The organism is Dyadobacter alkalitolerans DSM 23607, assembly GCF_000428845.1.
GTDB classification, from domain to species: Bacteria; Bacteroidota; Bacteroidia; order Cytophagales; family Spirosomataceae; genus Dyadobacter; species Dyadobacter alkalitolerans.
In genome coordinates this window covers 463,094-484,547 of the sequence record NZ_AUAS01000001.1, presented here as the reverse complement: position 1 = coordinate 484,547, position 21,454 = coordinate 463,094, and the positions used below count along the sequence as shown (strand labels likewise).

The 21,454-nt window shown below is 46.3% G+C and carries 21 protein-coding genes, 1 tRNA gene and 1 pseudogene; 11 read left to right on the top strand and 12 right to left on the bottom strand.

The genetic code is table 11. From position 1 onward, the window contains the following. Positions 1 to 16 precede the first annotated feature (16 nt). Both G395_RS0102200 and G395_RS0102195 read left to right on the top strand, forming a co-directional pair. Positions 17 to 1,189, top strand: a complete 1,173-nt coding sequence (locus G395_RS0102200; protein ID WP_026628565.1) for an alpha/beta hydrolase — start codon at positions 17 to 19, stop codon at positions 1,187 to 1,189. 48 nt (positions 1,190 to 1,237) lie between these two features. Next, the gene (locus G395_RS0102195; protein WP_035360215.1) at positions 1,238 to 2,278 is read left to right on the top strand and encodes an SDR family NAD(P)-dependent oxidoreductase; all 1,041 of its coding nucleotides are present in this window, start codon (positions 1,238 to 1,240) and stop codon (positions 2,276 to 2,278) included. On the opposite strand, the gene G395_RS0102190 is transcribed toward G395_RS0102195, so the two are convergent. The 6 genes from G395_RS0102190 to G395_RS28390 form a co-directional block, all read right to left on the bottom strand. Beyond that, positions 2,279 to 2,890, bottom strand: coding sequence for a TetR/AcrR family transcriptional regulator (locus G395_RS0102190; RefSeq protein ID WP_026628563.1), 612 nt, complete (start codon positions 2,888 to 2,890; stop codon positions 2,279 to 2,281). A gap of 3 nt (positions 2,891 to 2,893) precedes the next feature. Then, the gene (locus G395_RS0102185) at positions 2,894 to 3,352 is read right to left on the bottom strand and encodes a hypothetical protein (RefSeq protein ID WP_026628562.1); all 459 of its coding nucleotides are present in this window, start codon (positions 3,350 to 3,352) and stop codon (positions 2,894 to 2,896) included. Between the two features lie 79 nt (positions 3,353 to 3,431). Further along, the gene (locus G395_RS0102180; protein ID WP_026628561.1) at positions 3,432 to 5,012 is read right to left on the bottom strand and encodes a glycoside hydrolase family 43 protein; all 1,581 of its coding nucleotides are present in this window, start codon (positions 5,010 to 5,012) and stop codon (positions 3,432 to 3,434) included. 129 nt (positions 5,013 to 5,141) lie between these two features. Beyond that, positions 5,142 to 6,959, bottom strand: coding sequence for a sialate O-acetylesterase (locus G395_RS0102175; RefSeq protein ID WP_026628560.1), 1,818 nt, complete (start codon positions 6,957 to 6,959; stop codon positions 5,142 to 5,144). A gap of 37 nt (positions 6,960 to 6,996) precedes the next feature. Next, positions 6,997 to 8,388 carry an SGNH/GDSL hydrolase family protein gene (locus G395_RS0102170; RefSeq protein WP_026628559.1) on the bottom strand — a complete coding sequence of 464 codons (1,392 nt, stop codon included), beginning with the start codon at positions 8,386 to 8,388 and terminating at the stop codon, positions 6,997 to 6,999. 562 nt (positions 8,389 to 8,950) lie between these two features. Beyond that, a complete protein-coding gene (locus G395_RS28390; RefSeq protein WP_051349925.1) occupies positions 8,951 to 9,520 on the bottom strand; it encodes a Crp/Fnr family transcriptional regulator in 570 nt (189 codons plus the stop codon). Positions 9,521 to 9,530: 10 nt separating this feature from the next. Here G395_RS28390 and G395_RS0102155 point away from each other — a divergent pair, with 10 nt between their 5' ends. The 5 genes and pseudogenes from G395_RS0102155 to G395_RS31525 form a co-directional block, all read left to right on the top strand. Then, positions 9,531 to 10,211 (top strand): sulfite exporter TauE/SafE family protein, encoded by a 681-nt coding sequence (locus G395_RS0102155; RefSeq protein ID WP_229203913.1) that lies wholly within the window; start codon positions 9,531 to 9,533, stop codon positions 10,209 to 10,211. 135 nt (positions 10,212 to 10,346) lie between these two features. Beyond that, positions 10,347 to 11,765, top strand: coding sequence for an MBL fold metallo-hydrolase (locus G395_RS0102150; RefSeq protein WP_026628557.1), 1,419 nt, complete (start codon positions 10,347 to 10,349; stop codon positions 11,763 to 11,765). Positions 11,766 to 11,813: 48 nt separating this feature from the next. Then, positions 11,814 to 12,377, top strand: coding sequence for a YeeE/YedE family protein (locus G395_RS0102145; protein ID WP_026628556.1), 564 nt, complete (start codon positions 11,814 to 11,816; stop codon positions 12,375 to 12,377). Positions 12,378 to 12,381: 4 nt separating this feature from the next. Next, positions 12,382 to 12,882, top strand: coding sequence for a YeeE/YedE family protein (locus G395_RS0102140; protein ID WP_026628555.1), 501 nt, complete (start codon positions 12,382 to 12,384; stop codon positions 12,880 to 12,882). A 6-nt stretch (positions 12,883 to 12,888) separates the two neighbouring features. Continuing rightward, positions 12,889 to 13,038, top strand: a pseudogene (locus G395_RS31525) (MBL fold metallo-hydrolase); the annotation flags it as partial. On the opposite strand, the gene arsB reads toward G395_RS31525, so the two are convergent. The 6 genes from arsB to G395_RS0102110 all read right to left on the bottom strand — a co-directional run bounded on the left by arsB (position 13,036) and on the right by G395_RS0102110 (position 16,547). After that, positions 13,036 to 14,115, bottom strand: coding sequence for an ACR3 family arsenite efflux transporter (arsB, locus tag G395_RS0102135; protein ID WP_169719990.1), 1,080 nt, complete (start codon positions 14,113 to 14,115; stop codon positions 13,036 to 13,038). The pseudogene G395_RS31525 and the gene arsB overlap by 3 nt on opposite strands. Positions 14,116 to 14,127: 12 nt before the next feature. Further along, positions 14,128 to 14,625: a GNAT family N-acetyltransferase gene (locus tag G395_RS0102130; RefSeq protein WP_026628553.1), complete on the bottom strand. Its 498-nt coding sequence runs from the start codon at positions 14,623 to 14,625 to the stop codon at positions 14,128 to 14,130. Next, positions 14,625 to 15,053: an arsenate reductase ArsC gene (locus G395_RS0102125; protein ID WP_026628552.1), complete on the bottom strand. Its 429-nt coding sequence runs from the start codon at positions 15,051 to 15,053 to the stop codon at positions 14,625 to 14,627. Before G395_RS0102125 ends, G395_RS0102130 begins: the two co-directional genes overlap by 1 nt. Positions 15,054 to 15,073: 20 nt before the next feature. After that, entirely contained in the window at positions 15,074 to 15,637 is a 564-nt protein-coding gene (locus G395_RS0102120) for a DUF6428 family protein (protein WP_026628551.1), read from the bottom strand. A gap of 54 nt (positions 15,638 to 15,691) precedes the next feature. Further along, positions 15,692 to 16,021, bottom strand: coding sequence for an ArsR/SmtB family transcription factor (locus G395_RS0102115; protein ID WP_026628550.1), 330 nt, complete (start codon positions 16,019 to 16,021; stop codon positions 15,692 to 15,694). Between the two features lie 452 nt (positions 16,022 to 16,473). Beyond that, positions 16,474 to 16,547, bottom strand: a tRNA-Ile gene (locus G395_RS0102110). 108 nt (positions 16,548 to 16,655) lie between these two features. Between G395_RS0102110 and G395_RS0102105 the strand changes: the two genes are divergently transcribed. From G395_RS0102105 to lpxA, 4 genes are all read left to right on the top strand, one after another. Then, positions 16,656 to 17,888, top strand: coding sequence for an HD domain-containing protein (locus tag G395_RS0102105; RefSeq protein ID WP_026628549.1), 1,233 nt, complete (start codon positions 16,656 to 16,658; stop codon positions 17,886 to 17,888). A gap of 82 nt (positions 17,889 to 17,970) precedes the next feature. Continuing rightward, positions 17,971 to 19,017 (top strand): UDP-3-O-(3-hydroxymyristoyl)glucosamine N-acyltransferase, encoded by a 1,047-nt coding sequence (lpxD, locus tag G395_RS0102100; RefSeq protein ID WP_026628548.1) that lies wholly within the window; start codon positions 17,971 to 17,973, stop codon positions 19,015 to 19,017. A 35-nt stretch (positions 19,018 to 19,052) separates the two neighbouring features. Beyond that, positions 19,053 to 20,444, top strand: coding sequence for a bifunctional UDP-3-O-[3-hydroxymyristoyl] N-acetylglucosamine deacetylase/3-hydroxyacyl-ACP dehydratase (locus G395_RS0102095; RefSeq protein WP_026628547.1), 1,392 nt, complete (start codon positions 19,053 to 19,055; stop codon positions 20,442 to 20,444). Continuing rightward, complete coding sequence (gene lpxA, locus G395_RS0102090; RefSeq protein ID WP_026628546.1) at positions 20,441 to 21,253, top strand: acyl-ACP--UDP-N-acetylglucosamine O-acyltransferase; 813 nt, start codon at positions 20,441 to 20,443, stop codon at positions 21,251 to 21,253. Before G395_RS0102095 ends, lpxA begins: the two co-directional genes overlap by 4 nt. Positions 21,254 to 21,454 lie beyond the last annotated feature (201 nt).

Genomic DNA, 21,454 nt, shown 5'->3' with positions numbered 1-21,454 from the left:
TCTTTTTTGATATGATATGAAAAAACTTTTGACTGCATTGCTCTTGCTTACATGCCTCATGAATTCCGTGGCCCAGAATTACGACGAGGCCAAAGTTCCGGCTTACACGCTCCCGGAAGTGTTGAAAACAGCGGCTGGTAAAGAAGTAACAAGCAAAAAAATGTGGGAAGAAGTGCGGCGGCCTGAGATCCTCCGGCTTTTTGAAGACAACATTTATGGGCAGATGCCGAAAGACTATGACAGCATTCGCTATACATTGAAAAATGAGGATAAGGCGGCTATGAACGGCAAAGCCAGGTTGAAAGAAGTGGCTGTGCAGGTTTTCAAGAACAAAAAATCGGTTCAGATCCATCTGGTCATGTTTATCCCGCGTAATGCTACAAAGCCGTCGCCGGTTTTTGTTTTGATCAATAACCGCGGAAAGGACAACACGGATCCGACGAGGAAGGTGAAAAGCGGGTTCTGGCCCGCTGAAATGGTTATTGACAGCGGGTATGCGATCGCCGCTTTCCACGTAAGTGACCTTGCACCGGACAATAAAGATACATTTATGAATGGCGTTTTGCAGCTATATCCGGAACAACTGGAAGCAGATAATGGCATGCGGGCCATTGGCGCATGGGCTTGGGGCGCTTCGCGGGTGATGGATTATTTTGAAAATGACAAAGATATTGATGCAAAAAATGTAGCCGTTGTCGGGCATTCGCGGGGTGGAAAAGCCTCCTTATGGGCAGCGGCGCAAGACCAGCGGTTTGCGGTTTGTGTCACAAATTGTTCGGGAAATACGGGCGCGGCATTGGCCCGGCGGCAGTTTGGTGAGAGAATTGCCCGCATTAACACGACGTTTCCGCATTGGTTTAATAATAACTACAAAAAGTTTAACGACAACGAAAACGAGCTGCCCGTAGACCAGCATATGCTCATTGCGGCGATTGCTCCGAGGCCCTTATATGCCACAAACGCCTCCAAGGACCTTTGGGCCGATCCGACGGGCACATTCCTCGCGCTGAAAAATGCGGAAAAAACATATGCGCTTTATGGCCGGAAGTCGAAGTTGCCGGCAAACCCTCCTGCTATTAATGTGCCCCTTTCACAGGCGCCGCTGGCTTATCACAACCGCGAAGGCGAGCACGATCTGACCGCTTACGACTGGGGGAATTTTATCAGGCTTATGAAATCCCGCCCGTAAAGGCATAAGATTTTTAGCCTTTCATAATCACATTAGAACCTACTGATTATGGAAAATAACAGCAATCAAGGACTCTTTTCAGGGAAAACCGCCTTGTGGGCAGCCGCAGGACTGGGCTTGTATGCCGCGGCCAGACATTTCTACAAAGAGATGATTAAGTTTGATTTTCAGGATAAAGTGGTGGTAATCACAGGTGGCGCGCGTGGACTGGGCCTGTTGCTGGCGAGAGAGCTGGCTGCAAAAGGGGCGAACCTGGTGATATGTTCGAGAAATGGAGAGCAGATTGAAGTGGCTGAGCAGGAACTCCGGCAAATGGGCTCCATTGTGCTGGGATTGAAAGCGGATGTCAGTGACCAGCGTGACGCTTCCCGCGTCATCGAAGCCACCATTTCTCAGTTTGGTCGGATTGATTTGTTGATCAATAATGCGGGTGTAATGTTGGTTGGTCCGGAAAATGTGATGGATGTGGAAGATTACAAAACGGCTATGGATACTAATTTCTGGGCTGCTTTGTACATGATCAAAGCCGCATTGCCTCATTTTCATAAACAGAAAGAAGGTCGGATTGCCAATATCTGCTCGATAGGGGGAAAAGTTGCGGTTCCGCATTTGCTGCCGTACAGCGTTAGTAAATTTGCAATGGTTGCTTTATCGGAAGGGCTTCATGCCGAGTTGAAAAAAGACAACATTCACGTGACAACCGTGATCCCAAACCTGATGCGGACCGGAAGTCCAAGAAATGTATCCCTAAAAGGCGACCATGAGGCAGAATATGCGTGGTTCAAGATTGCGGGCTCTTCACCACTGCTTTCACAAGACGCAGCCCAGGCGGCGGCAGACATTGTCAATGCTATCGCTTACCAGGAAACGGAAATCGTCCTGACGAATACTGCAAAAATGGCCGTTGCATTGCAGGGAGCAAGCCCCAGCCTCGTATCGCTGGCAGCTTCCATAGCAAACAGATTCCTGCCCAAGTCCGGCCCGGAAGGCGCTGTGATCCGTAAAGGTTATGAGAGTGAATCGGATAAATCGAAAGGAAAAGTAGCGTCAATCAGCGACCGGGCCGCGCTGCAAAATAATGAAACGTAATTAATGTTCGGGTAAGGGACTGTGTGGCCGCAACGAATCCAGAAAAGTGCTGAATTGTGCTAAAAAGCCGGAATAGCAGTCCTTCCCCATTATTTTCCCCATGTTCCGGATTCCGGCGTAACCTGCGGTGATGAAAAGCGCAATGTGCACAGGCTCTGCGCTTTCCTTGATTTCTCCTGATTTCTTCCCTTTTTCCACGACAAGCTGAATGGCGCTTTGCCAGGTTATTAGCAGCTGCCTCAATGCATTTCCAAACGACTCATTAAGCGGCCCCATTTCCTCGATCAGATTCACCGCCGGGCAACCATATTCAATACGGAAGAATGCATTTTCCATGAGCAAACCTCGCATCATTTTATAAAGTGCTTCAAGCGGATCATTAGCATGATGTAACGGCTCGATCATGGCCTCTTGCATGCCAGGCAATAAAACCTCTGCGATCAGCGCCAGACCCATTTCTTCTTTGTTTTTGAAATGATAAAAGAATGCACCCTTTGTCACATTCGTCGAAGCAATGATCGTATCAATGCTCGTTGGCTGGAAACCATTCTTATAGATCAGTTCAAAAGCCTTTTGTAAAATGTCCAGACGTGTTCCGGCAGATTTATTCATGTCTTAAAACCGGATGTACGGCCGCTGAGAAAGTGGTGAGAATGGCCAGGGAATAGCCAGAAAAATGATCAGCAAAGCAATGCTGTAATAAATGAGCATCGTTTTGTATTTATCGCGGTCATCCACTTTTCGCTTTGCTAACGCCGATCCGATTGTAATAACAATGATGGCAGTGAGCATGGCCGTTCCATGAATGATGCTGAAAAATGTGATTTCGGAAAGATCGAATGTCTTGGGGTTTGTGAAAAAGTATTTTACCAAAGGGCTTTGCGTGTAAAGCGTAAAACCGATCATGAGTTGCAAATGCGCTATAGTGGCAGTTGAATGCCTTATCAGGTCAGTTTTTTTGGTAAATGGGGTGTTTTCTAAATAGCCTTTAACGGCGATAACAACGGTGTAAACAAGACTCGCAACTACGAGCCACCGGAAAATTCCGTGCAGGAAAAGAAGGATAGCGTACATAACAGCAAAGCAATTTTGCAAAACATACTAACTAGTATGTTTTGCAAATGTAGCGGTTATTTTTTGCTGACAAAATATATCAATCATACTTCATCTGCACGGCCTTGATCTCACTTTTCCCGGAGCCGCTGCCCGCAACATTTACGCCAACCCTTGGCGCCCGGTCCCAGCGTGGCAGCCAGGGTGTTTCAATCTGCGTCGCACTAGTCAGTGAGTCGATCTTTTGTCCTTTTACATCCCAGCGAAATTCATAGAAACGGCCATAACGACTCTGCAGGCTGAGTTTAATGTCTTTGTATTTATCAGGAATCTCCTGCGTTTTGATCACTTCCTGCACGCCATCCTTCACCTGCCACAATGTAATGTGATTGTCCCGCACACCATACCCTATCGCATTTTTGGCATCACCGTATACCATAATGTTCTGCGTCAGGTCTTTCTTGGCCGTTACTTCGGCTATGAATGTATAGCTGCCATTTTTGATCGTTAGTCCAAGAAAATTCCCCGTATTGGTCCGGTTCTCATTTTCGATTTGCAATTCACCGTTTTGGACTGCGTAATTCGGTTTTGAAAAGCTTACATCATAAACCCAAGGTGCTTTGAGAGTATCCTTATTGTAATTGATAGAAAAGTTGTGGTTGATCAGCGCACCTATCGCGATGGGCGCTTCTGCCTGCGCGGGAGTAGTTTTTCCATATCTGAAAGCCGGCCATTTGGTGATTTCGTCCCAAACCAGCTCGCTCAAAACGCCTTGTCTGCCTGCAAATGTAAAGTCAACGCCGTTGTAGGCGTGATGTAAATAAAAATAGCGGTTGTCGGGCGTCACCACAACGGTTCCGTGGCCCGGGCATTTCCAGGTTTCATCGCCAAAAAGAGCTGGATTGCCGGCATATTTTGTCCAGGGTCCTTGCAAATTTTCCGCCCTTGCAAAGCCCACCTGATAATCGCAATTGGCTCCGCAACAAGCATTGCCTGAATAAAGCATATACCAGTATTTACCCCGTTTGAAGATCGATTGCCCTTCCGCGCCGCCGGCTTCCCAGCCAGTTTGGTCAGCTTTGATAAGGGTAAATTCTTTGCCCGCCAGTTTTAATCCGTCGGGAGCCAGTTCCGCACCCAGGATTTCGATCCCGCGGTCCTTATCCAGTCCATATGCCTTCCATGTGATGAAAAGCTTGCCATTATCCTCCACTATAAAAGCGTCAATCGCCTCTTTTGTCCATTCAATGATAACGCCATGGTCTTTGAAGCCTTGTTTCAGATCCTTCGTGCTTGCTACGCCGATGAAAGATTGCTTATCGGATTTTCGTCGGGCAGTGTAATAGCAATAAAAAGTCCCGTCCCGGAAAAACAATTCCGGTGCCCAGTAACTCCCCATCGTCCATTCCGGCAAGTTGTTAAATACCGGCCCGACATATTCCCAGTCGACCAGATTTTTCGAGCTATATATAGGATAAGCCGGTCCCCATTCCGAAGAAGTCCCCACAGCATAATACATATCGCCCACCCGAATCACCGAAGGATCCGCAAAGTCGCCCGCAATGACCGGGTTTCTGTAAGTGACAACGAGGCCAGGGGCTGGTTTAGGCTTGGGTTTTTGTGCGAATGCTTGGGGTATTGAAATCAGGATTAGAAAGAAAAGAAAGGATATAGGCTTCATTTTGCAGTTATCGGTTGTTCCGGCTAAGGAAATGATTTTATTTCAACTTAGGAAACCAAATCGATATTCTGTCTGCTTGAAATCTATGTGCCTTGGGCTTAAATGAGGTTTAATGTTTCTTCTTTTCAATCATTTCGTGAGTTGTAACAACTTCCTGACTGTGGAATGTTCATTGATTTTTAGTCTGCAAAACAAAATTTCAGTCGATTGGTTAGGCAAGTTTTGTACTTCATAATGCCATTTTCCTTTTGCGTGGGGATTGTCTACGACTGTTTTTATCACTCTACCCTGACCATCAATAATTTCCAGTTTGACGAGGCTATTTTCATCAGGCACATCAAATGCAATGGTAAAGTTTGTTGAAAATGGATTGGGATAAGCATTCAATTTTAAGCCCGCTTCTTCGGCTGTTTCTTTTTCCTCGACGTCAGTTCCAATGCGTTGACTAGCATATTTACCCACAGTAATAGCTGATGAAGCGTGCCAGTTACCATTTGCATCCTTCATATAACAGCGAAGTCCAAGATATTGCTCGTCTGTGGTATAAACATTTGCATTCCCTCCCGGCACGGCGGGGCCGTTGATCCCAACCTTGCTCCAAATGTATTGAACAGCCCCGCCGGGCGCAGTAAGTGTCCGCCAGTCGGCATTTTTGGAATATGTCAATTGTGGCACCCAGCTGGCTGCAATGGGCGATCCCAACGCTCCGATTGTTTGAAACCATTTGTTAGCAAGCCAGGTAAGCCCTTTAATTGATCCAGTCCCTTCGTAGAAATGGGTGGTGTCTACTCTATATCTGTCGTTGCCAAGAACGTGCGTAGTGGCTCCGGAACTTCCCACCACATAATCCGTATCAGCCCCGCTTAGGTTGGGAGAGCCAGTGGCCACATTCCCTTGCCCGGTTCTAACGGTTGCATTCAGGGGCCCAAATTTGCTGATAGACGCTTTGGAAATATACCAGGCAAGATTAGGTGCGCCGAAATCTGAACGGGACTTGGCGATGACAGCTTGTAGTTTGGCTTGGTAGTCGGCGGAACTAGTCGCTTTGTAGCTCGCGTTGACGGATAAGTCCGCGTCAGTCTCTCCCTGGTGCCAAAGTATAGCTCTTACGCCAAATAGTGAGCCGTAAAAATTTAAGGCATTTTTCAAGGTTGTGTATGGTAAGCCGTAATAATCAGAAGGAATAATGGAGCCTTCCTCATAGCCCAAACAGACCTGTGCACCAGTATAGGGATGTTTGGCTTCGACACCGTCACTGCCTTGTTTCCATTCCGTAATGGAAGATCCACCGGTTGCAGCATTGAAGAAGGCCACCGGCATCCCTCCGTTAGCATCAGAAATGAGCTTGCCCAATGTGCCGTAAGCCCAGATAGTACTTCCGGAAGGACCTAATCTGCCATGCCTTTTTGCTTCATCCGTTGTGTTTAGAGAGAACATACTTGTGAAGGATGAGGGAAAGGTTTTTGTACATGTCCTATCTTCTGATGAGCCGACAACCCACTCTGGAATACTTGCACTGTTCGGCAGCAAGTAATTAGGCTTTTCAACGCCTTGTGCATTGGATTGTCCAGCAATTATGAACACATCGCCGATCCCAAATTTGTTAGATGCATACGCCACACCATTGAGAAGAATTTCACATACATACCAACCTTTGTTCACAACCAGCGTAGTATAAAACATGCCATTTGATGCAAAGCCAAGGTTCGTGGCTGGTCCTGCCGCGCCTATGACACCGGTAGCGCTCACCGTACGTATTTTGTAACTTAAAGTAACTGCCAGCGTATTATGAATGAGCTGCCCTGCAACAGTCACTGTCGCTTTATTCAGCGTGCTGCGTTGGATTACAGAATTATTAATTGGATAGGAGAGTGAGACAGTTTGGGCGCTGGAAATTTTTGTTATCAGACAAATGGCTACGAAGATCCATCGAAAAAATACTTTCATCGTAAGAGAGTTAATGTGAATTTAATAATGATGAGAGCTAATTTTTCAGGCCTGTTGTCTTAGCAAACCCTTTAAGGTCTATCAAGGGGATTTTTGCCCCATAATAATTATTAATGGCCTTGATAACCTCATTTGCAATAATGGCCTGTCCAAGCGCTGAAGGATAGATCCCGTCCGAAGAAAAGAAATTGCCATGAGCAGTGCCATCTATTGCGATTCCGTCATCCGTTTTATATCCGCCTTGATAAATGCGCTGGTAGAGATCAAAAAGATCGACGACGGCAAGATCTTTTTCTGCTGCATAGTCTCTGATCTTTTGATTGTAGTATAGTCGTGGATCGGATTGGTAGGTTTCTCCTGCATCAATTACCTCGACATCAGGGAAATTAGCGACTAAAAAGCCATTTTCGGATCTTTTACAAATGGCATCCAACTTGGCAGTCGGAATCAATGAAAATGGTTTTAAAGGATTTATTGCACCATCCCCAATATGGTTCTTATCAAAACTGATAGACACATTTTTAAATTTGTCCATCGGATACCAATTCATGTACGGTAGGTGCTGGTATCGCGGGATGGTAAAAATTACACCCTTTTTACCATGCAGATTATAATTGATGGCATAATCTACAATCCTGCCTGTATTCATAATGGAGCCATTGAATGAATAACTGAAAAGATTGATCCGGGGTGTATTTTGGATTCCATACATCCAACTGTCAAAGAACTCATCGACGATTACGAAATTGTAGGGTATTTCGGCTGGAATATGCCCATCAAATCTAGTTACCAGAAATTTAGTCAAGTCGCAATTCTCACAGCCCCAGCCCGGAACAAACCATTCCGTGCCGCCTTCAAATAATCCGTAATTCGAAATCTTACCCGGATAACGGGGCATAGTGGGCGGGCTGCCCGGAGCAATCGAAATGGTATTATTCACAACCCGGTCCCATTGCGGGTATTCGCTTTCCGTATTACGGTATACGTAATATCCCGTTCCGTTATAATGTTCTTTTTCAAACAGCGGCATCGCGAAGTTTTTGATGCCCATTTGATGAGCGAGCAGATTTGTGTAGTTGGTTTGCTGGCTTTCCCGGGTAATACCGCCATTCATCACTCCTGCAGTCAGACCGCCTCCGAACGCAATCATCTCCATTTCCAGTCCCGGTTTGAGGATCCGCCCGAAATCGGCAAGCGGAAGTTCTGATGATAGCCATTCTTCAATTTTGAGTATTGGTTTGCGTTCAATATTGTCAGAAATCATCTCGGGAAATCGACCCATGGGGTGAATGCGCATAAATGGCCCGCGCGTTCTGGCCGAATCTTCTGCCGTGGGAATGTAAACCGGCACTTTTGGCTTCGGTTCGGGCCAGCCGGGTGATGGTTCGTTGCATGCCGCAAGGGCGATTAATAAGAACAACTTCTTCATTCTATGTTTGTTTTTAAGTGGGACATATAAACAGAAACTGATCACTGAAACCTTAGATTAGACAAGCAGAGTTGTAGCAAGTGATTATGCTTACCGCTTTGAATGGCAAATTCAAGAAGATGAAGTCGAGTCGGATGCTTGTAGTATTATCTAACGAGTGTAGTACTACCTGTTAATTGCGCCCAATAATAGTGCATAACATTATAACGAAGCGACGAAAATATAGGATAATGTTCCTGCGGTTCGTGCTGGTTATTTAACGGAAAATAAATTGCGAACGAGAACCGCAGCCAGGTTACCGGCGCAGTTTCGACGGTGAAGCCGCAGCAATTGCAGATTGTTCCTTCGTCCAATGAGGAGCAGCAGTTGCAGGGGCGCCATTACTGGCGCAATAGCGGAATATGTGAAACCACGGCGGAACTGCTGGCGGCACGGGGAGCGAAGGTGGTGCCGGGTGCCCGAAGGTCAGACCTTTAGCAACCTTACAGAACGCGTCCGGAAAGCAGGCGGCCAGGTGGCTTACCTGCAGTGCTACATCCGAATTAGCGAGTAGTCAGTTAAACTACATCCCGGTAAGCCATTCTATACTATTTCTGTTTAGTCTGATTTTGCTGTCCTGTTCCATTTTCTTTAACAATCTTGATATAACCTCCCGCGAAGTATTGAGGTCATTGGCAATTTCCTGGTGGGTGATAAATATCTGGTTCCCCTTGCTACTGGCAAACTGGTTTTTCAGATAAAATTCCAGTCTTTCGTCCATGGCCTTGAAGACTACATTGTCGAACACCACCAGCAGTTCTTCAAAACGGGCCCGGTAGTTGGCAATGACGAAGTAGTACCAGGTTTTATATTGCTGCATAAGCTCGTCCATCAACTGGATCGGTATCATGACAGCAACGGTATCTTCCACTGTTTTGGCCATGATCTCACTCGCTTCCTGTTTTGTATTACAGATCATCGACAAGGCACATGCATTTCCCGGTTCCAGATCATAAATGAAAGCTTCCTGTCCATCGTCGCCCTGACGGTAAAGCCTTACCCTGCCGCTTCCGATGAGTAACGTGTGTTTGATATATTGCCCGGTCCGCATGATGACCTGCCCGGCTGGAATATTTCTCAGGATATTCGGCATTAGTCCTTTGGTGTCGACATCCTACTCGCTGTTTATTGTCGGCTCAACCAGTCTTGTCGGTGCATACAGCAATTACCGCAAAGGTGCCGTCAAAATTAAGACGGCGCTGCTATTTGGAAGCACATCGATCACAACCGTTTTCCTGACGCGTAAGTTTTTAATTCCTTTGGTCCCTCATGACCTTTTCAGCATTGGCGCATTTCGGGTTACTGAACCCTTACTCACGATGATGCTTTTTGCTGTGCTCATGGTAGCCGCATCAAGAGGCATGATCAAAAGCAAGGAGCGGAAACCTGGGTGTATGGAGTGTGACTTAAAGGGTAATGTTATCCGGATGCTTTTAAGTGGCATCGGCATCGGACTTACTACGGGTTTTCTGGGAGCAGGGGGCGGGTTTTTGTTGATACCGACATTGGTATTGATCCTGGGAATGCCTATGAAGGAAGCTGTGGGCACTTCGCTTCTTATTATTGCACTGAATTCGCTGATCGGATTTGCAGGCGATATAGGACATTTCATGATTGACTGGGCTTTTTTATTAGAAATCACAGGTGTCGCTATGGCTGGTATTCTGATTGGGGGAATCTTGGCCAAAAGGGTAAATGCTACTTCTTTGAAAAAAGGGTTTGGCTGGTTTGTACTGGTGATGGGGATTTACATTATATCCTCAGAATTAATGCATCTTAAATAAGTTTGTGGTCACTAACCATGAAGGTGAAATCATTTTCATTTTTTCTTGCAATGTGACTCTTGTCACTGACCAGCCAGCTTCGCATCCCGAAATTTGTATTATTAATTCAAACAGGATTTATAAAAGACAACAAATATGAAACTCGAACAAATCTATACAGGTTGCCTATCGCAAGGTGCTTATTATATTGAAAGTTATGGGGAAGCTGTGGTAATTGATCCGCTCCGTGAAGTGGGGCCTTATATGAACCGTGCTGAAAAAGATGGGGCAAAAATAAAATACGTACTTGAAACACATTTTCACGCGGATTTCGTGTCGGGCCACATTGACCTTGCTGAGAAAACAGGAGCGCAGATTGTTTTTGGTCCAACCGCAAAACCTGGCTTTGAAGCGCTGGTAGCCGTGGATGGCCAGGTGCTGAAAGTCGGCGATGTTTCGCTTACAGTGCTGCATACGCCGGGGCACACCATGGAAAGCACCTGCTATCTTTTAAGTGACGAAATGGGAAAGCAGGTGGGCATTTTCACGGGGGATACCTTGTTCATTGGTGATGTAGGGCGTCCTGATCTGGCTCAAAAAGTATCCGCAGAGCTGACACAACAAAAGCTTGCGGAGCATCTTTTCGATTCTTTACGCGATAAGATTATGCCGCTTGCTGATGAGATCATTGTTTATCCGGCTCACGGCGCAGGAAGTGCGTGCGGCAAAAACATGAGTAAGGAAACGACCGATACATTGGGTAGCCAGAAAATCTCCAACTATGCACTTCGGCCGGATATGACCAAGGCAGAATTTGTCAAAGAAGTTACTCATGGGCTAATGCCGCCTCCGGCTTACTTCCCTGAAAACGTTTTAATGAATATCCAGGGCTACGAAAGCATTGACAGGGTTCTTGAAAGGGGAGCCCGGGAGTTGGATGCGGCTGCTTTTGAGGCGGTGGCAAACCAAACTGGCGCGGTCGTCCTTGATACCCGGGATGCAGAAATTTTTGCAAAAGGCTTCGTTCCCAACTCGATCAATATCGGAATAAATGGGGGCTTTGCTCCGTGGGTTGGAGCGCTTATTCCCGACATCAAACAGAACATATTGCTGATCACAGAGCAGGGCAGGGAAGAAGAAGTGGTGACCCGTCTTGCACGTGTGGGCTATGACCATACGATTGGATATTTAAAAGGCGGGATCGATGCCTGGGTCAAAGCCGGTAAAGAAACCAGCCAGATCCAGTCAGTAACCGCTGACCAGATGAGTCAGCGCTTGAAAATGGACCCTGCCATCGGCGTGCTGGATGTACGCAAAACAAGTGAGTTTCTCTCTGAGCATATGCTGAATGCAGAAAATATCCCGCTAGACTACATCAATGATCATCTGGCGGGGATTGATAAAAACAAAACCTACTTCGTACACTGTGCCGGAGGTTACCGGTCAATGATTTTTAATTCAGTGCTCAAAGCACGGGGATATGACAATCTGATCGATGTGCAGGGCGGTTTCAAGGCAATAAAGGATTCAGACAAGCTAGAAGTAAGCAATTATATTTGTCCAAGTACATTATAGTAAAACTATCAAGGGAATAAGATTCAGTAACACATCTTTCAACTTATTATGCTTGAAATTATAAAACAGCCTTGGCCATGGTATGTGGCCGGACCGCTGATTGGGCTTACAGTGCCTGCACTTTTGATACTGGGCAATAAGTCCTTTGGGATCTCATCATCGCTCCGGCATGTTTGCGCCATGTGCGTCCCGGCGAAAATCCCGTTTTTTCAATACGATTGGAAAAAGGAGTTGTGGAATATGTTTTTTGTGCTGGGTATTTTTTTGGGAGGGGTGATAGCAGTGACATTTCTGGCCAACACCTCGCCAATACAGCTGAACCCGTCGTTGGTAAAAGAGCTGAGCGTTTATGGTGTCACTGATTTTTCATCGCTCGTGCCTGTTGACCTGGTAAGTTGGAATAAGCTTTTAACGCTGCCCGGACTTATCATCATGGTTGGCGGTGGATTTCTGGTAGGGTTTGGCGCGCGCTATGCCGGTGGATGTACAAGCGGTCACGCAATCATGGGACTTGCTACTTTGCAATGGCCCTCATTGGTAGCAACCATCTGTTTTATGATCGGCGGATTTGTTATGGCAAACTGGATATTGCCTTTCATATTAATGATGTAAGCAGATGACAAACACCTTAAAGGCACAAAGCGAGCATGAAATACGGGCAACGGATTCAATTTGCATCAATGAGAGTCAAGAACAGCACAAATGGTATTATAACCTGAAGTACCTTGTGGTTGGATTACTTTTCGGAGTTCTTTTTGTGAAAGCAGAAGTGATCAGCTGGTTTAGAATCCAGGAGATGTTCCGGCTGCAATCGTTTCATATGTATGGCATTATCGGGAGCGCCGTAGTAGTCGGAATGATTTCGGTTTGGCTTATTAAGCGGTTTGATATCAGGACGATTTCAGGGGAGGCTATCACTTTCACCGATAAGAAGTTCAACAAAGGACAGATTTACGGAGGTTTAATGTTCGGGCTGGGCTGGGGTTTGACCGGCGCTTGTCCGGGACCCTTGTTTGCACAGATTGGTATGGGTGCTACTGTTGTAATCGTCACACTGGTTAGTGCAGTGGCAGGCACCTGGGTATATGGCAGGTTCAGGGATAAATTACCCCATTAAATGCAGTTACTGATCGATCCGGGGCGTAATCCAGAGCCGTATTATGATTTTGCAGAAGAGCATCAGGGCAAGATAATCGCTGTTATAGAAACGCATTTACATGCTGATTTTGTCAGCAGTCATTTGGAAATTGCACACGCTTATTTCTATGTTTCACTTAGGAAATGCCCCTTTTTGCCTTAAAGCGAAGTTGACCATCAGGATTAAAACCGGCACTTCGATCAGTGGCCCGATCACTGCCGCAAATGCAGCTCCGGAATTGATGCCAAAAACTGAAATTGCGACCGCAATGCCTAATTCAAAATTGTTGCCTGCGGCCGTGAAAGCGAGTGAAGTAGATTTGGAATAATCCGCACCCGCTCGTTTTGACAGGTAAAACGCAGAAAAAAACATGATCGCAAAATAGATCGTAAGCGGGAGGGCGATGCGCAGCACATCCATTGGGATTGATACGATCAACTGTCCTTTGAGGCTGAACATCACCACAATGGTAAACAGCAAGGCAATCAGGGTTATCGGGCTGATGGCAGGCAGAAATTTCTGCTCATACCACTGTTTGCTAAACAGCCCGGTCAATACTGCCCGTGAAATGATTCCAGCTAAAAATGGAATGCCAAGATAGATAAAGACGCTTTGCGCTACTTCTCCCATCGTTATGTTAACAGCGAAACCTTTTAGTCCAAACAATGGCGGCAGCAGCGTCACGAATACGTAGGCATAGACTGAGTAGAACAGCACCTGAAAAATGCTGTTGAATGCCACCAGTCCTGCCGCATATACGCGATCACCGCCAGCAAGGTCATTCCATACGATTACCATTGCAATACAGCGCGCAATGCCAATCATAATTAGCCCGGTCATATATTCGGGTTTGTCCGGCAGGAATATTGCCGCCAGGCCAAACATAAGCAGTGGCCCTACTATCCAATTTTGCAGCAGCGATAATCCTAGGATGCGGGTATTCCTGAATACCTGCGGAAGCTCCGAGTAGCGTACCTTTGCAAGTGGTGGGTACATCATCAGGATCAAACCAATGGCCAGCGGCACATTGACGCCCGGCGCTCCGGCGCCCGGCGGTCCGGCGCCCGGCGCACCTTTCGAACCTGAATTAAATTGATTGATAAAATCGGACGTGCCTGGAAAAAAGTACCCGATGGATACGCCCAAAAGCATCGCCAGGAATATCCAGACCGTCAAATATCGGTCGAGAAAAGAAAGCCGTTTTTCCTGCATGGAGTTTTTCATTTAATCATTTCCCACAATCGCGCTGCGGCGTTCCAAAAACAGAACGTCCCGCCAAACCCCATTGCGCTTTCCTAATTTTTCCCGGTAGCCCACTCGGCGAAAACCGTGGTGCTCATGAAGGGCAATGCTGGCCTTATTTTCGGGGAATATTTGTGCCTGCAACGTCCAGTAGCCAAGCTCTTCGCTTAGCGGAACCAGGGCAGATAAAAGCGCCCGGCCAACACCACGCCCCTGATATCCGGAATGGATATAAATGCTCGTTTCTGCTACTCCACCATACACGCATCGGCTGGAAACAGCTGATAGCATGGCCCAGCCGATCACCTGGCCGCTATCTTCGGCAACGAGCTGCGGCTCTGTCAGAAACTTCACTTTCAGTGCTTCGGCTTCCGGCGCCTGCGTTTCATAAGTTGCATCTCCGGTATCAATGCCCAGCTGGTAAATCTCCTTTACCGCTGGCCAATCCGACGCAATCAGGGGGCGGATGGTGAAAGTCATCAGGCAGGCAATTTTTGATTGATAAACTCCCGGCTATATTCCTTTATTTCATCCCGTACCCTGCGGAATGAGGTTTCCAGGTCTTCACCTGGTAGGTCCGCCGGTGCGGTATGGCCAGGATCTGAAAAGCTTTGATGGATCATTTCCCCAGCGGACGGGAAATAAGGGCATTGCTCGCGGGCATTATCACAAACAGTAATCACATAATCGAAAGGGATGCCGGTGTATTCGTCGGCATGGTTCGATGTATGATGCGAGATATCAATGCCATCTTCGGCCATGACCTGGATTGCAACCGGGTTAACCCCTTTTGGATCAACACCGGCGCTATATACTTCCGCGCGGTCACCGGCGAAATACTGCAAGTAACCTTGCGCCAATTGGCTGCGGGCAGAATTGCCCGTGCATAACACTAGAATTTTTTTCATGTATGATAATTGATTGATAATTAGCAGCAGCCCGAACCCGGTTTACACGCAGCGCCATCAGCTGCCACAAGTTCCAATTCCTCGGTTTTTTCTGGTGCCGGGCCACAGCATGAAGCATCTGCCGCGGTTGTCCCGCAAGCCTGGTTTCGCGAGAGTGCTTTGCACTGGGTAAAATCCGGAACCAGATTGACAATAAAGCTGTCACTTTCGGCCAAAAGCTCACCTGGATACATTTGACGGGTGTCGAACTTGGAATTGCCGAATTCGATTTTCACAACGGCATTTGGATTCAGCGACAATGACTTTTCAACCAGGTTTATAATTTTTAGCGCCTTACTAACCTGCATCGAGCGATCAGCTTCTTTTACTGGCGGCTCCCAAAGCTGCACGATTACTTCCGTCCAGCTACTGATGACACCACCGCAATCAACAGAAACAATCGGTGCCTGCTTAATCTCGGTAATATGAAACGAATTGTCAACAAACTTGCCTGCTTCGTATTGGAATTGCAGGTGCAGATCAGGGTTTTGTTCAAGCGTACTTTTGAACGTTTGCCAGATCATTGGATTAGGTTGGTTAATCATAGTGCCTATTGTTATAATGTAATATTACGATTGATTTGTCGAAAAAATGTCTTCTTAGTTGCAGCAGGTCACTCCTTCAAAAGATCTTAGTATAGCACCAAACGCTCGCTGAGCTTCTTCCCATACCGGCGGATTAATGCAATAGCAAACACGTGGCGGGTTAATCTCCCCCTGGATGATCCCTATTCGTTTCAATTCCTTTAAGTGCTGAGAAACGGTTGCCTGAGCAAGTTCGAGTTCATCAACCAAATCACCACAAACGCAAGCTTTCCGGGAAATTAGCAACTGCAGTATTGCAACCCGTGCGGGATGTGCAAATGCTTTTGCTAAGTCCGCGATCCGGTTTTGTTGTGCAGTAAAAATTTCTGTCTTCGTAACTCCCATACTGCAAACATAGCACAAATTATTCAAATCGCAATATTACGATTGTTTTATTTTAATATCAGTTAGTATAACCGCTATTTATGAGCATCGAGCTGAAATTAGAATGGTGATTGGTATATAAGGGTTTTGAAGTTGCTAAGTACTTGATTATAAGTGGGTCCATCTGGAATCGAACCGCCCGGCGGCCCGGCAGGCACCTGCTGGTTATGAGTCATAAAAAAGCACTCAACGAATGTTAAGTGCTTGATTGTAGTGGGCCCACCTGGGATCGAACCGCCCGGCGGCCCGGCAGGAACCTACTGATTATGAGTCATAAAAAAGCACTCAATGAATGTTAAGTGCTTGATTGTAGTGGGCCCACCTGGAATCGAACCGCCCGGCCGCCCGGCAGGCACCTACTGATTATGAGTCATAAAAATAGCACTCAACGAATGTTAAGTGCTTGATTGTAGTGGGCCCACCTGGAATCGAACCAGGCACCTACTGATTATGAGTCAGTTGCTCTAACCGAATGAGCTATAGGCCCGATAAGGACTGCAAAATTACTTAATAGCGGCAATTCTCCAAATCATATTGATAAGAATAACTTCTTTTGTCCGTTGCATGTTTATTACTTTTGCCAAAAAATCGAGCTTTGAATAAAAGGAAAATCATTAACGATCCCGTTTACGGGTTTATATCTATTTCTTCTGATCTGCTTTACGACCTGGTTGATCATCCCTATTTTCAGCGTTTGAGGCGGATTAAGCAACTGGGATTGGCGGATGTCGTTTATCCTGGCGCACTGCATACCCGCTTCCATCACGCACTGGGCGCCATGCACCTCATGGGACAGGCCCTCAAAGTATTACAACAAAAAGGCCACGCCATTTCTGAGTCCGAATTTGAGGCCGCGCAAGCGGCTATTCTGCTGCATGATCTGGGTCATGGCCCGTTTTCTCATGTTTTGGAAAGTGTGTTGTTGCAACATGTTGCGCATGAATCCATCACGCTTGTCATGATGAAAGCCTTGAACCGGCAAATGGAGGGAAGGCTTGATCTGGCTATTCGGATGTTTGAGGGGACTTATCCCCGCAAGTTTTTCCATCAAATGGTTTCCAGCCAGCTGGATATGGACCGGATGGATTACCTGAACCGCGATAGTTTTTATACGGGTGTGATTGAGGGTTCTATCGGTGCCGACAGACTCATTAAGATGCTGGATGTGAGCGAGGACCAGCTGGTAGTAGAGGAAAAAGGCTTGCTTAGCATTGAAAATTTCCTGCATGCCCGGAGGCTCATGTACTGGCAGGTTTATTTGCATAAAACATTGCTAAGCGCGCAGGCCATGCTCACCCAGCTGCTGCAAAGAGCACGCGAATTGTCGGAAAGCGGCGCAACATTATTTGCCACACCGGATTTTGCTAGATTTCTGCACAATAATTACAGCCTTGAAGACTTTGATATACACCAGGATCTGCTCGATTCGTTCAACGGTTTGGATGATAACGACGTATGGGCTTCTGTAAAGGGCTGGAGAACGCATAGCGATCCCGTTCTCTCGACACTCTGTACCATGCTCCTGAACCGGCAGCTGTTTAAAATTACTTTCTATGATGCTCCCCCAAGCGAAGCATTGCTTGCTGACTTACGGGGACAGCTTCTGGAAGCAGGCATTGCCGAGGAGCAGATGGATTATTTTCTGGTAAGCGGCGAAACAACCAACTGGGCTTATGCAAAAGAACTCGACCCGATCCGGGTGAAAATGAAGGGCGGCGCGCTGCTAGACATTGCCGATGCATCCGATATACCAACCATTAAGGCGCTCACTAAGATTGTACGCAAGTACTATGTATGTTGGGCTAAAAATGTATCTTTGCGTGGTTAGTCAGGATCGTTAAAAGAAAAAGCCCTTTTCAAAATCCACTATAAGTACTCGATATTCGTTACCCGAAATTAGCCGAAAATATATGAAATTTACTGTCAGCGAGATTGCTCAAATGCTTGATGGAACCATTGTTGGAAATGAAAAAATTACAATTGATTCGGCTGCTAAAATTGAAGAAGGGCGTCCGGGCTGTATTTCCTTTTTAGCCAATAGTAAATACGAACCTTACATATATACAACACAATCCTCTGCCGTTATTGTCAACAAGGATTTTGTTCCTAAAAAAGAGATTTCGACAACCCTTATCTATGTCGAAAATGCTTACACTGCATTCACAATCCTGCTCGAAGAATATCAAAAACGCATTGCCGGCGGCAAAACCGGGGTGGAACAGCCTAGTTTTATCGGAGAGAATAGTCAGACCGGCGACAATTGCTACCGGGGCGCATTTTCCTACATTGGTAAAAACTGCGTGATCGGCAACAGCGTAAAGATCTATCCAAACACATATCTCGGGGATAACATCGAAATTGGTGACAATTCAGTTATCCATCCCGGTGTCCGTATTTATGATAATACGATCATTGGTAAAAACTGCGTGATCTTCGCTAATACAGTCATTGGAAGCGATGGTTTTGGTTTTGCACCACAAACTGACGGGACTTATAAAACAATTCCCCAGCTTGGCAATGTGATCCTGGAAGATGATGTAAGTGTTGGATCCAATTCCACAATTGATTGTGCGACAATGGGTTCTACAATTATTCGCAAAGGGGTTAAAATAGATAATCTCGTGCAAATCGCACATAATGTAGAGATTGGAAAAAATACCGTAATTGCAGCACAGTCCGGAATCTCAGGATCAACCACGGTAGGCGAACAGTGTGTCGTTGCCGGACAAGTTGGGATTGTGGGACACATTACGATTGCTAATAAAACCAAAATTGGCGCCCAGAGCGGATTAGGGAAATCCATCAAAAAGGAAGGACTTTCGCTATCAGGCTCGCCAGCAAGGGATTTGAACGAACATTTAAGATCCATGGCCCTTGTAAGAAGGCTCCCCGAAATAGAAGAAAGGCTGAAAGATCTGGAAAATAAACACGAAACATCCGATTTTCAGGGTCAATAATACAACGCGCCTTTAAGAAGAAAAGGAAATTTATAATGAACGAAAAACAACAAACCATTTCCAAGTCTGTATCCGTAACAGGAGTGGGTTTACATACAGGTGTGGTGGCTACAATGACATTTGTGCCAGCCCCTGCCAACCACGGATACAAGTTTCAACGCATTGATTTACCCGACCAGCCAATCGTAGATGCAGATGTCGACAATGTTGTCGATCTGTCGCGCGGAACGACCATCGAACAAAACGGAGCACGGATCCATACGGTTGAGCATACATTAGCAGCATTGGTTGGTTTGCAAATTGACAATGTGCTCATCCAGCTTGACGGCCCCGAGCCGCCGATCATGGATGGAAGTTCCATTAAATTCGTAGATGCCCTGCTCGATGCAGGCATTGAAGAACAAAACGCATACAGGAATTACTTCGAAGTGCCTGAATATGTGCATTATATAAATAAGGAAACCGACACGGAACTTGTTGCTTTACCGCTTTCTGATTATAGGCTGACGGTGATGGTTGATTATAATTCAACTGTAATTAGCAGCCAGCATGCTTCTTTGAATGACATTACATTATTCAAAGACGATATCGCAGAGTGCCGCACTTTTGTATTCCTGCACGAACTTGAAGCTTTGTATAAGCAAAACCTGATCAAAGGCGGCGATCTTACGAATGCGATCGTAATTGTAGACAGAGAAGTTCGGGATGGGGAATTGGATCATCTCTCGCAGCTATTGAGCAAACCAAAAGTTAGCGTTAATGAATCAAAAGGCATTTTAAACAATGTTGACCTGCATTATCCCAACGAAATGGCGCGGCACAAGCTGCTGGACCTGATTGGAGATCTTGCATTGGTGGGTCGTCCGATTAAGGCGCAGATTTTGGCTGCCCGTCCGGGACATGCGGCCAATGTGGCTTTGGCTAAAAAAATTAAGAAACTGATTAAATCCGGCAAAGGAGATATTCCACAATATGATCCCAATAAGGCGCCGGTTTTTGATATTAACCAGATCGGTCAGCTGCTTGCGCACCGCTATCCTTTCCAAATGATTGATAAGATCATTGCACTGGACGAAAACAGCGTGGTAGGCGTTAAAAATGTGACGATCAATGAGCAGTTTTTCTTAGGGCATTTCCCTGGAAACCCTGTTATGCCGGGTGTTTTACAATTGGAGGCGATGGCGCAGACTGGTGGTATTTTGGTTCTGACAAGCGTGCCTGATCCTGATAATTACTGGCCTTACCTGATCGGAATTGACGCATGCCGCTTCCGACGCAATGTTTTTCCCGGAGATACGGTAATTTTTAAATGTGAATTTACGTCTCCAATGAAAAGGGGAATTGTGAAAATGAGTGGCCGGGGATACGTAGCCGGACAGTTGGTGTGTGAAGCGGATATGATAGCAAGCCTGGTAAAGAAAAAATGACTCAATCATTAGCATATATTCATCCTGACGCTAAGATCGCTCAGAATGTAGAAATTGAACCATTCGCAATGATACATTCCGATGTTGAAATTGGTGAGGGCTCATGGATAGGATCACACGCTGTTATTAATTCAGGCGCGAGAATAGGAAAAAACTGCCGGATCTTTCCGGGAGCCGTCATTGCATCGACGCCTCAGGATCTTAAATATAACAACGAATATACATTCACTATCATCGGTGACAACACCACGATCCGCGAATACGCGACGATCAGCCGCGGAACCGAGGAACATTGGAAAACAGTGGTCGGCTCCGACTGCCTGATTATGGCTTACGCCCACGTAGCGCACGATTGCCGGGTTGGAAACAGCTGCATTATCGGCAACAATGTGCAAATGGCAGGTCACGTACATGTAGGCGACTGGGCGATTGTGAGTGCATTAAGTGCTGTGCATCAGTTTGTTAAGATTGGTTCGCATGCGTTCGTTTCAGGGGCAACATTGGTCCGCAAGGATGTGCCACCATTTACAAAAGCTGCCCGCGAACCCATTTCCTATGCCGGGATCAATTCTGTCGGACTGCGCAGACGTGGTTACAGCAACGAGAAGATCAACGAGATCCAGAACATTTACCGCTACATTTATATGCGCGGCCTTAATAATGCAGAGGCTTTGCAGAAAATAGAGCTTGAATTACCGCCATCTAACGAGCGGGATGTGGTCATTAACTTTATCCGTAATTCGGAAAGAGGGATTATGAAAAGCCCGTTTCAGACAAACGGAACAACGGAAACGGAAGCGCAGCCATAGACATTCTTATCTGAACATTTCTGAAAATTATTTCAAGCCTGGGACTTTCTCCCGGGCTTTTTTTACGCTTTCTTCTAACCGTTAACTCATAATTGCTCCTTTAAATAACTGCCTGACTGCCGTTAGTTCAATGGCCTCGTCTTCCATAGTTTTGCTCTGAGTCGCTTGCCTTAATATTGTGATTGAACAAAATAAAGCAAA

Bases quoted from the DNA above. Each gene is read 5' to 3' on its own strand.
- G395_RS0102115 (WP_026628550.1), bottom strand. From the start codon at position 16,021: ATGGGAGTTACGAAGACAGAAATTTTTACTGCACAACAAAACCGGATC.
- G395_RS0102140 (WP_026628555.1), top strand. From the start codon at position 12,382: ATGACAAACACCTTAAAGGCACAAAGCGAGCATGAAATACGGGCAACG.
- G395_RS0102190 (WP_026628563.1), bottom strand. From the start codon at position 2,890: ATGAATAAATCTGCCGGAACACGTCTGGACATTTTACAAAAGGCTTTT.
- lpxA (WP_026628546.1), top strand. From the start codon at position 20,441: ATGACTCAATCATTAGCATATATTCATCCTGACGCTAAGATCGCTCAG.
- G395_RS0102195 (WP_035360215.1), top strand. From the start codon at position 1,238: ATGGAAAATAACAGCAATCAAGGACTCTTTTCAGGGAAAACCGCCTTG.
- G395_RS0102125 (WP_026628552.1), bottom strand. From the start codon at position 15,053: ATGAAAAAAATTCTAGTGTTATGCACGGGCAATTCTGCCCGCAGCCAA.
- arsB (WP_169719990.1), bottom strand. From the start codon at position 14,115: ATGCAGGAAAAACGGCTTTCTTTTCTCGACCGATATTTGACGGTCTGG.
- lpxD (WP_026628548.1), top strand. From the start codon at position 17,971: ATGAAATTTACTGTCAGCGAGATTGCTCAAATGCTTGATGGAACCATT.
- G395_RS0102145 (WP_026628556.1), top strand. From the start codon at position 11,814: ATGCTTGAAATTATAAAACAGCCTTGGCCATGGTATGTGGCCGGACCG.
- G395_RS0102185 (WP_026628562.1), bottom strand. From the start codon at position 3,352: ATGTACGCTATCCTTCTTTTCCTGCACGGAATTTTCCGGTGGCTCGTA.
- G395_RS0102170 (WP_026628559.1), bottom strand. From the start codon at position 8,388: ATGAAGAAGTTGTTCTTATTAATCGCCCTTGCGGCATGCAACGAACCA.
- G395_RS0102180 (WP_026628561.1), bottom strand. From the start codon at position 5,012: ATGAAGCCTATATCCTTTCTTTTCTTTCTAATCCTGATTTCAATACCC.
- G395_RS0102200 (WP_026628565.1), top strand. From the start codon at position 17: ATGAAAAAACTTTTGACTGCATTGCTCTTGCTTACATGCCTCATGAAT.
- G395_RS0102150 (WP_026628557.1), top strand. From the start codon at position 10,347: ATGAAACTCGAACAAATCTATACAGGTTGCCTATCGCAAGGTGCTTAT.
- G395_RS0102120 (WP_026628551.1), bottom strand. From the start codon at position 15,637: ATGATTAACCAACCTAATCCAATGATCTGGCAAACGTTCAAAAGTACG.
- G395_RS0102175 (WP_026628560.1), bottom strand. From the start codon at position 6,959: ATGAAAGTATTTTTTCGATGGATCTTCGTAGCCATTTGTCTGATAACA.
- G395_RS0102095 (WP_026628547.1), top strand. From the start codon at position 19,053: ATGAACGAAAAACAACAAACCATTTCCAAGTCTGTATCCGTAACAGGA.
- G395_RS0102130 (WP_026628553.1), bottom strand. From the start codon at position 14,625: ATGACTTTCACCATCCGCCCCCTGATTGCGTCGGATTGGCCAGCGGTA.
- G395_RS28390 (WP_051349925.1), bottom strand. From the start codon at position 9,520: ATGCCGAATATCCTGAGAAATATTCCAGCCGGGCAGGTCATCATGCGG.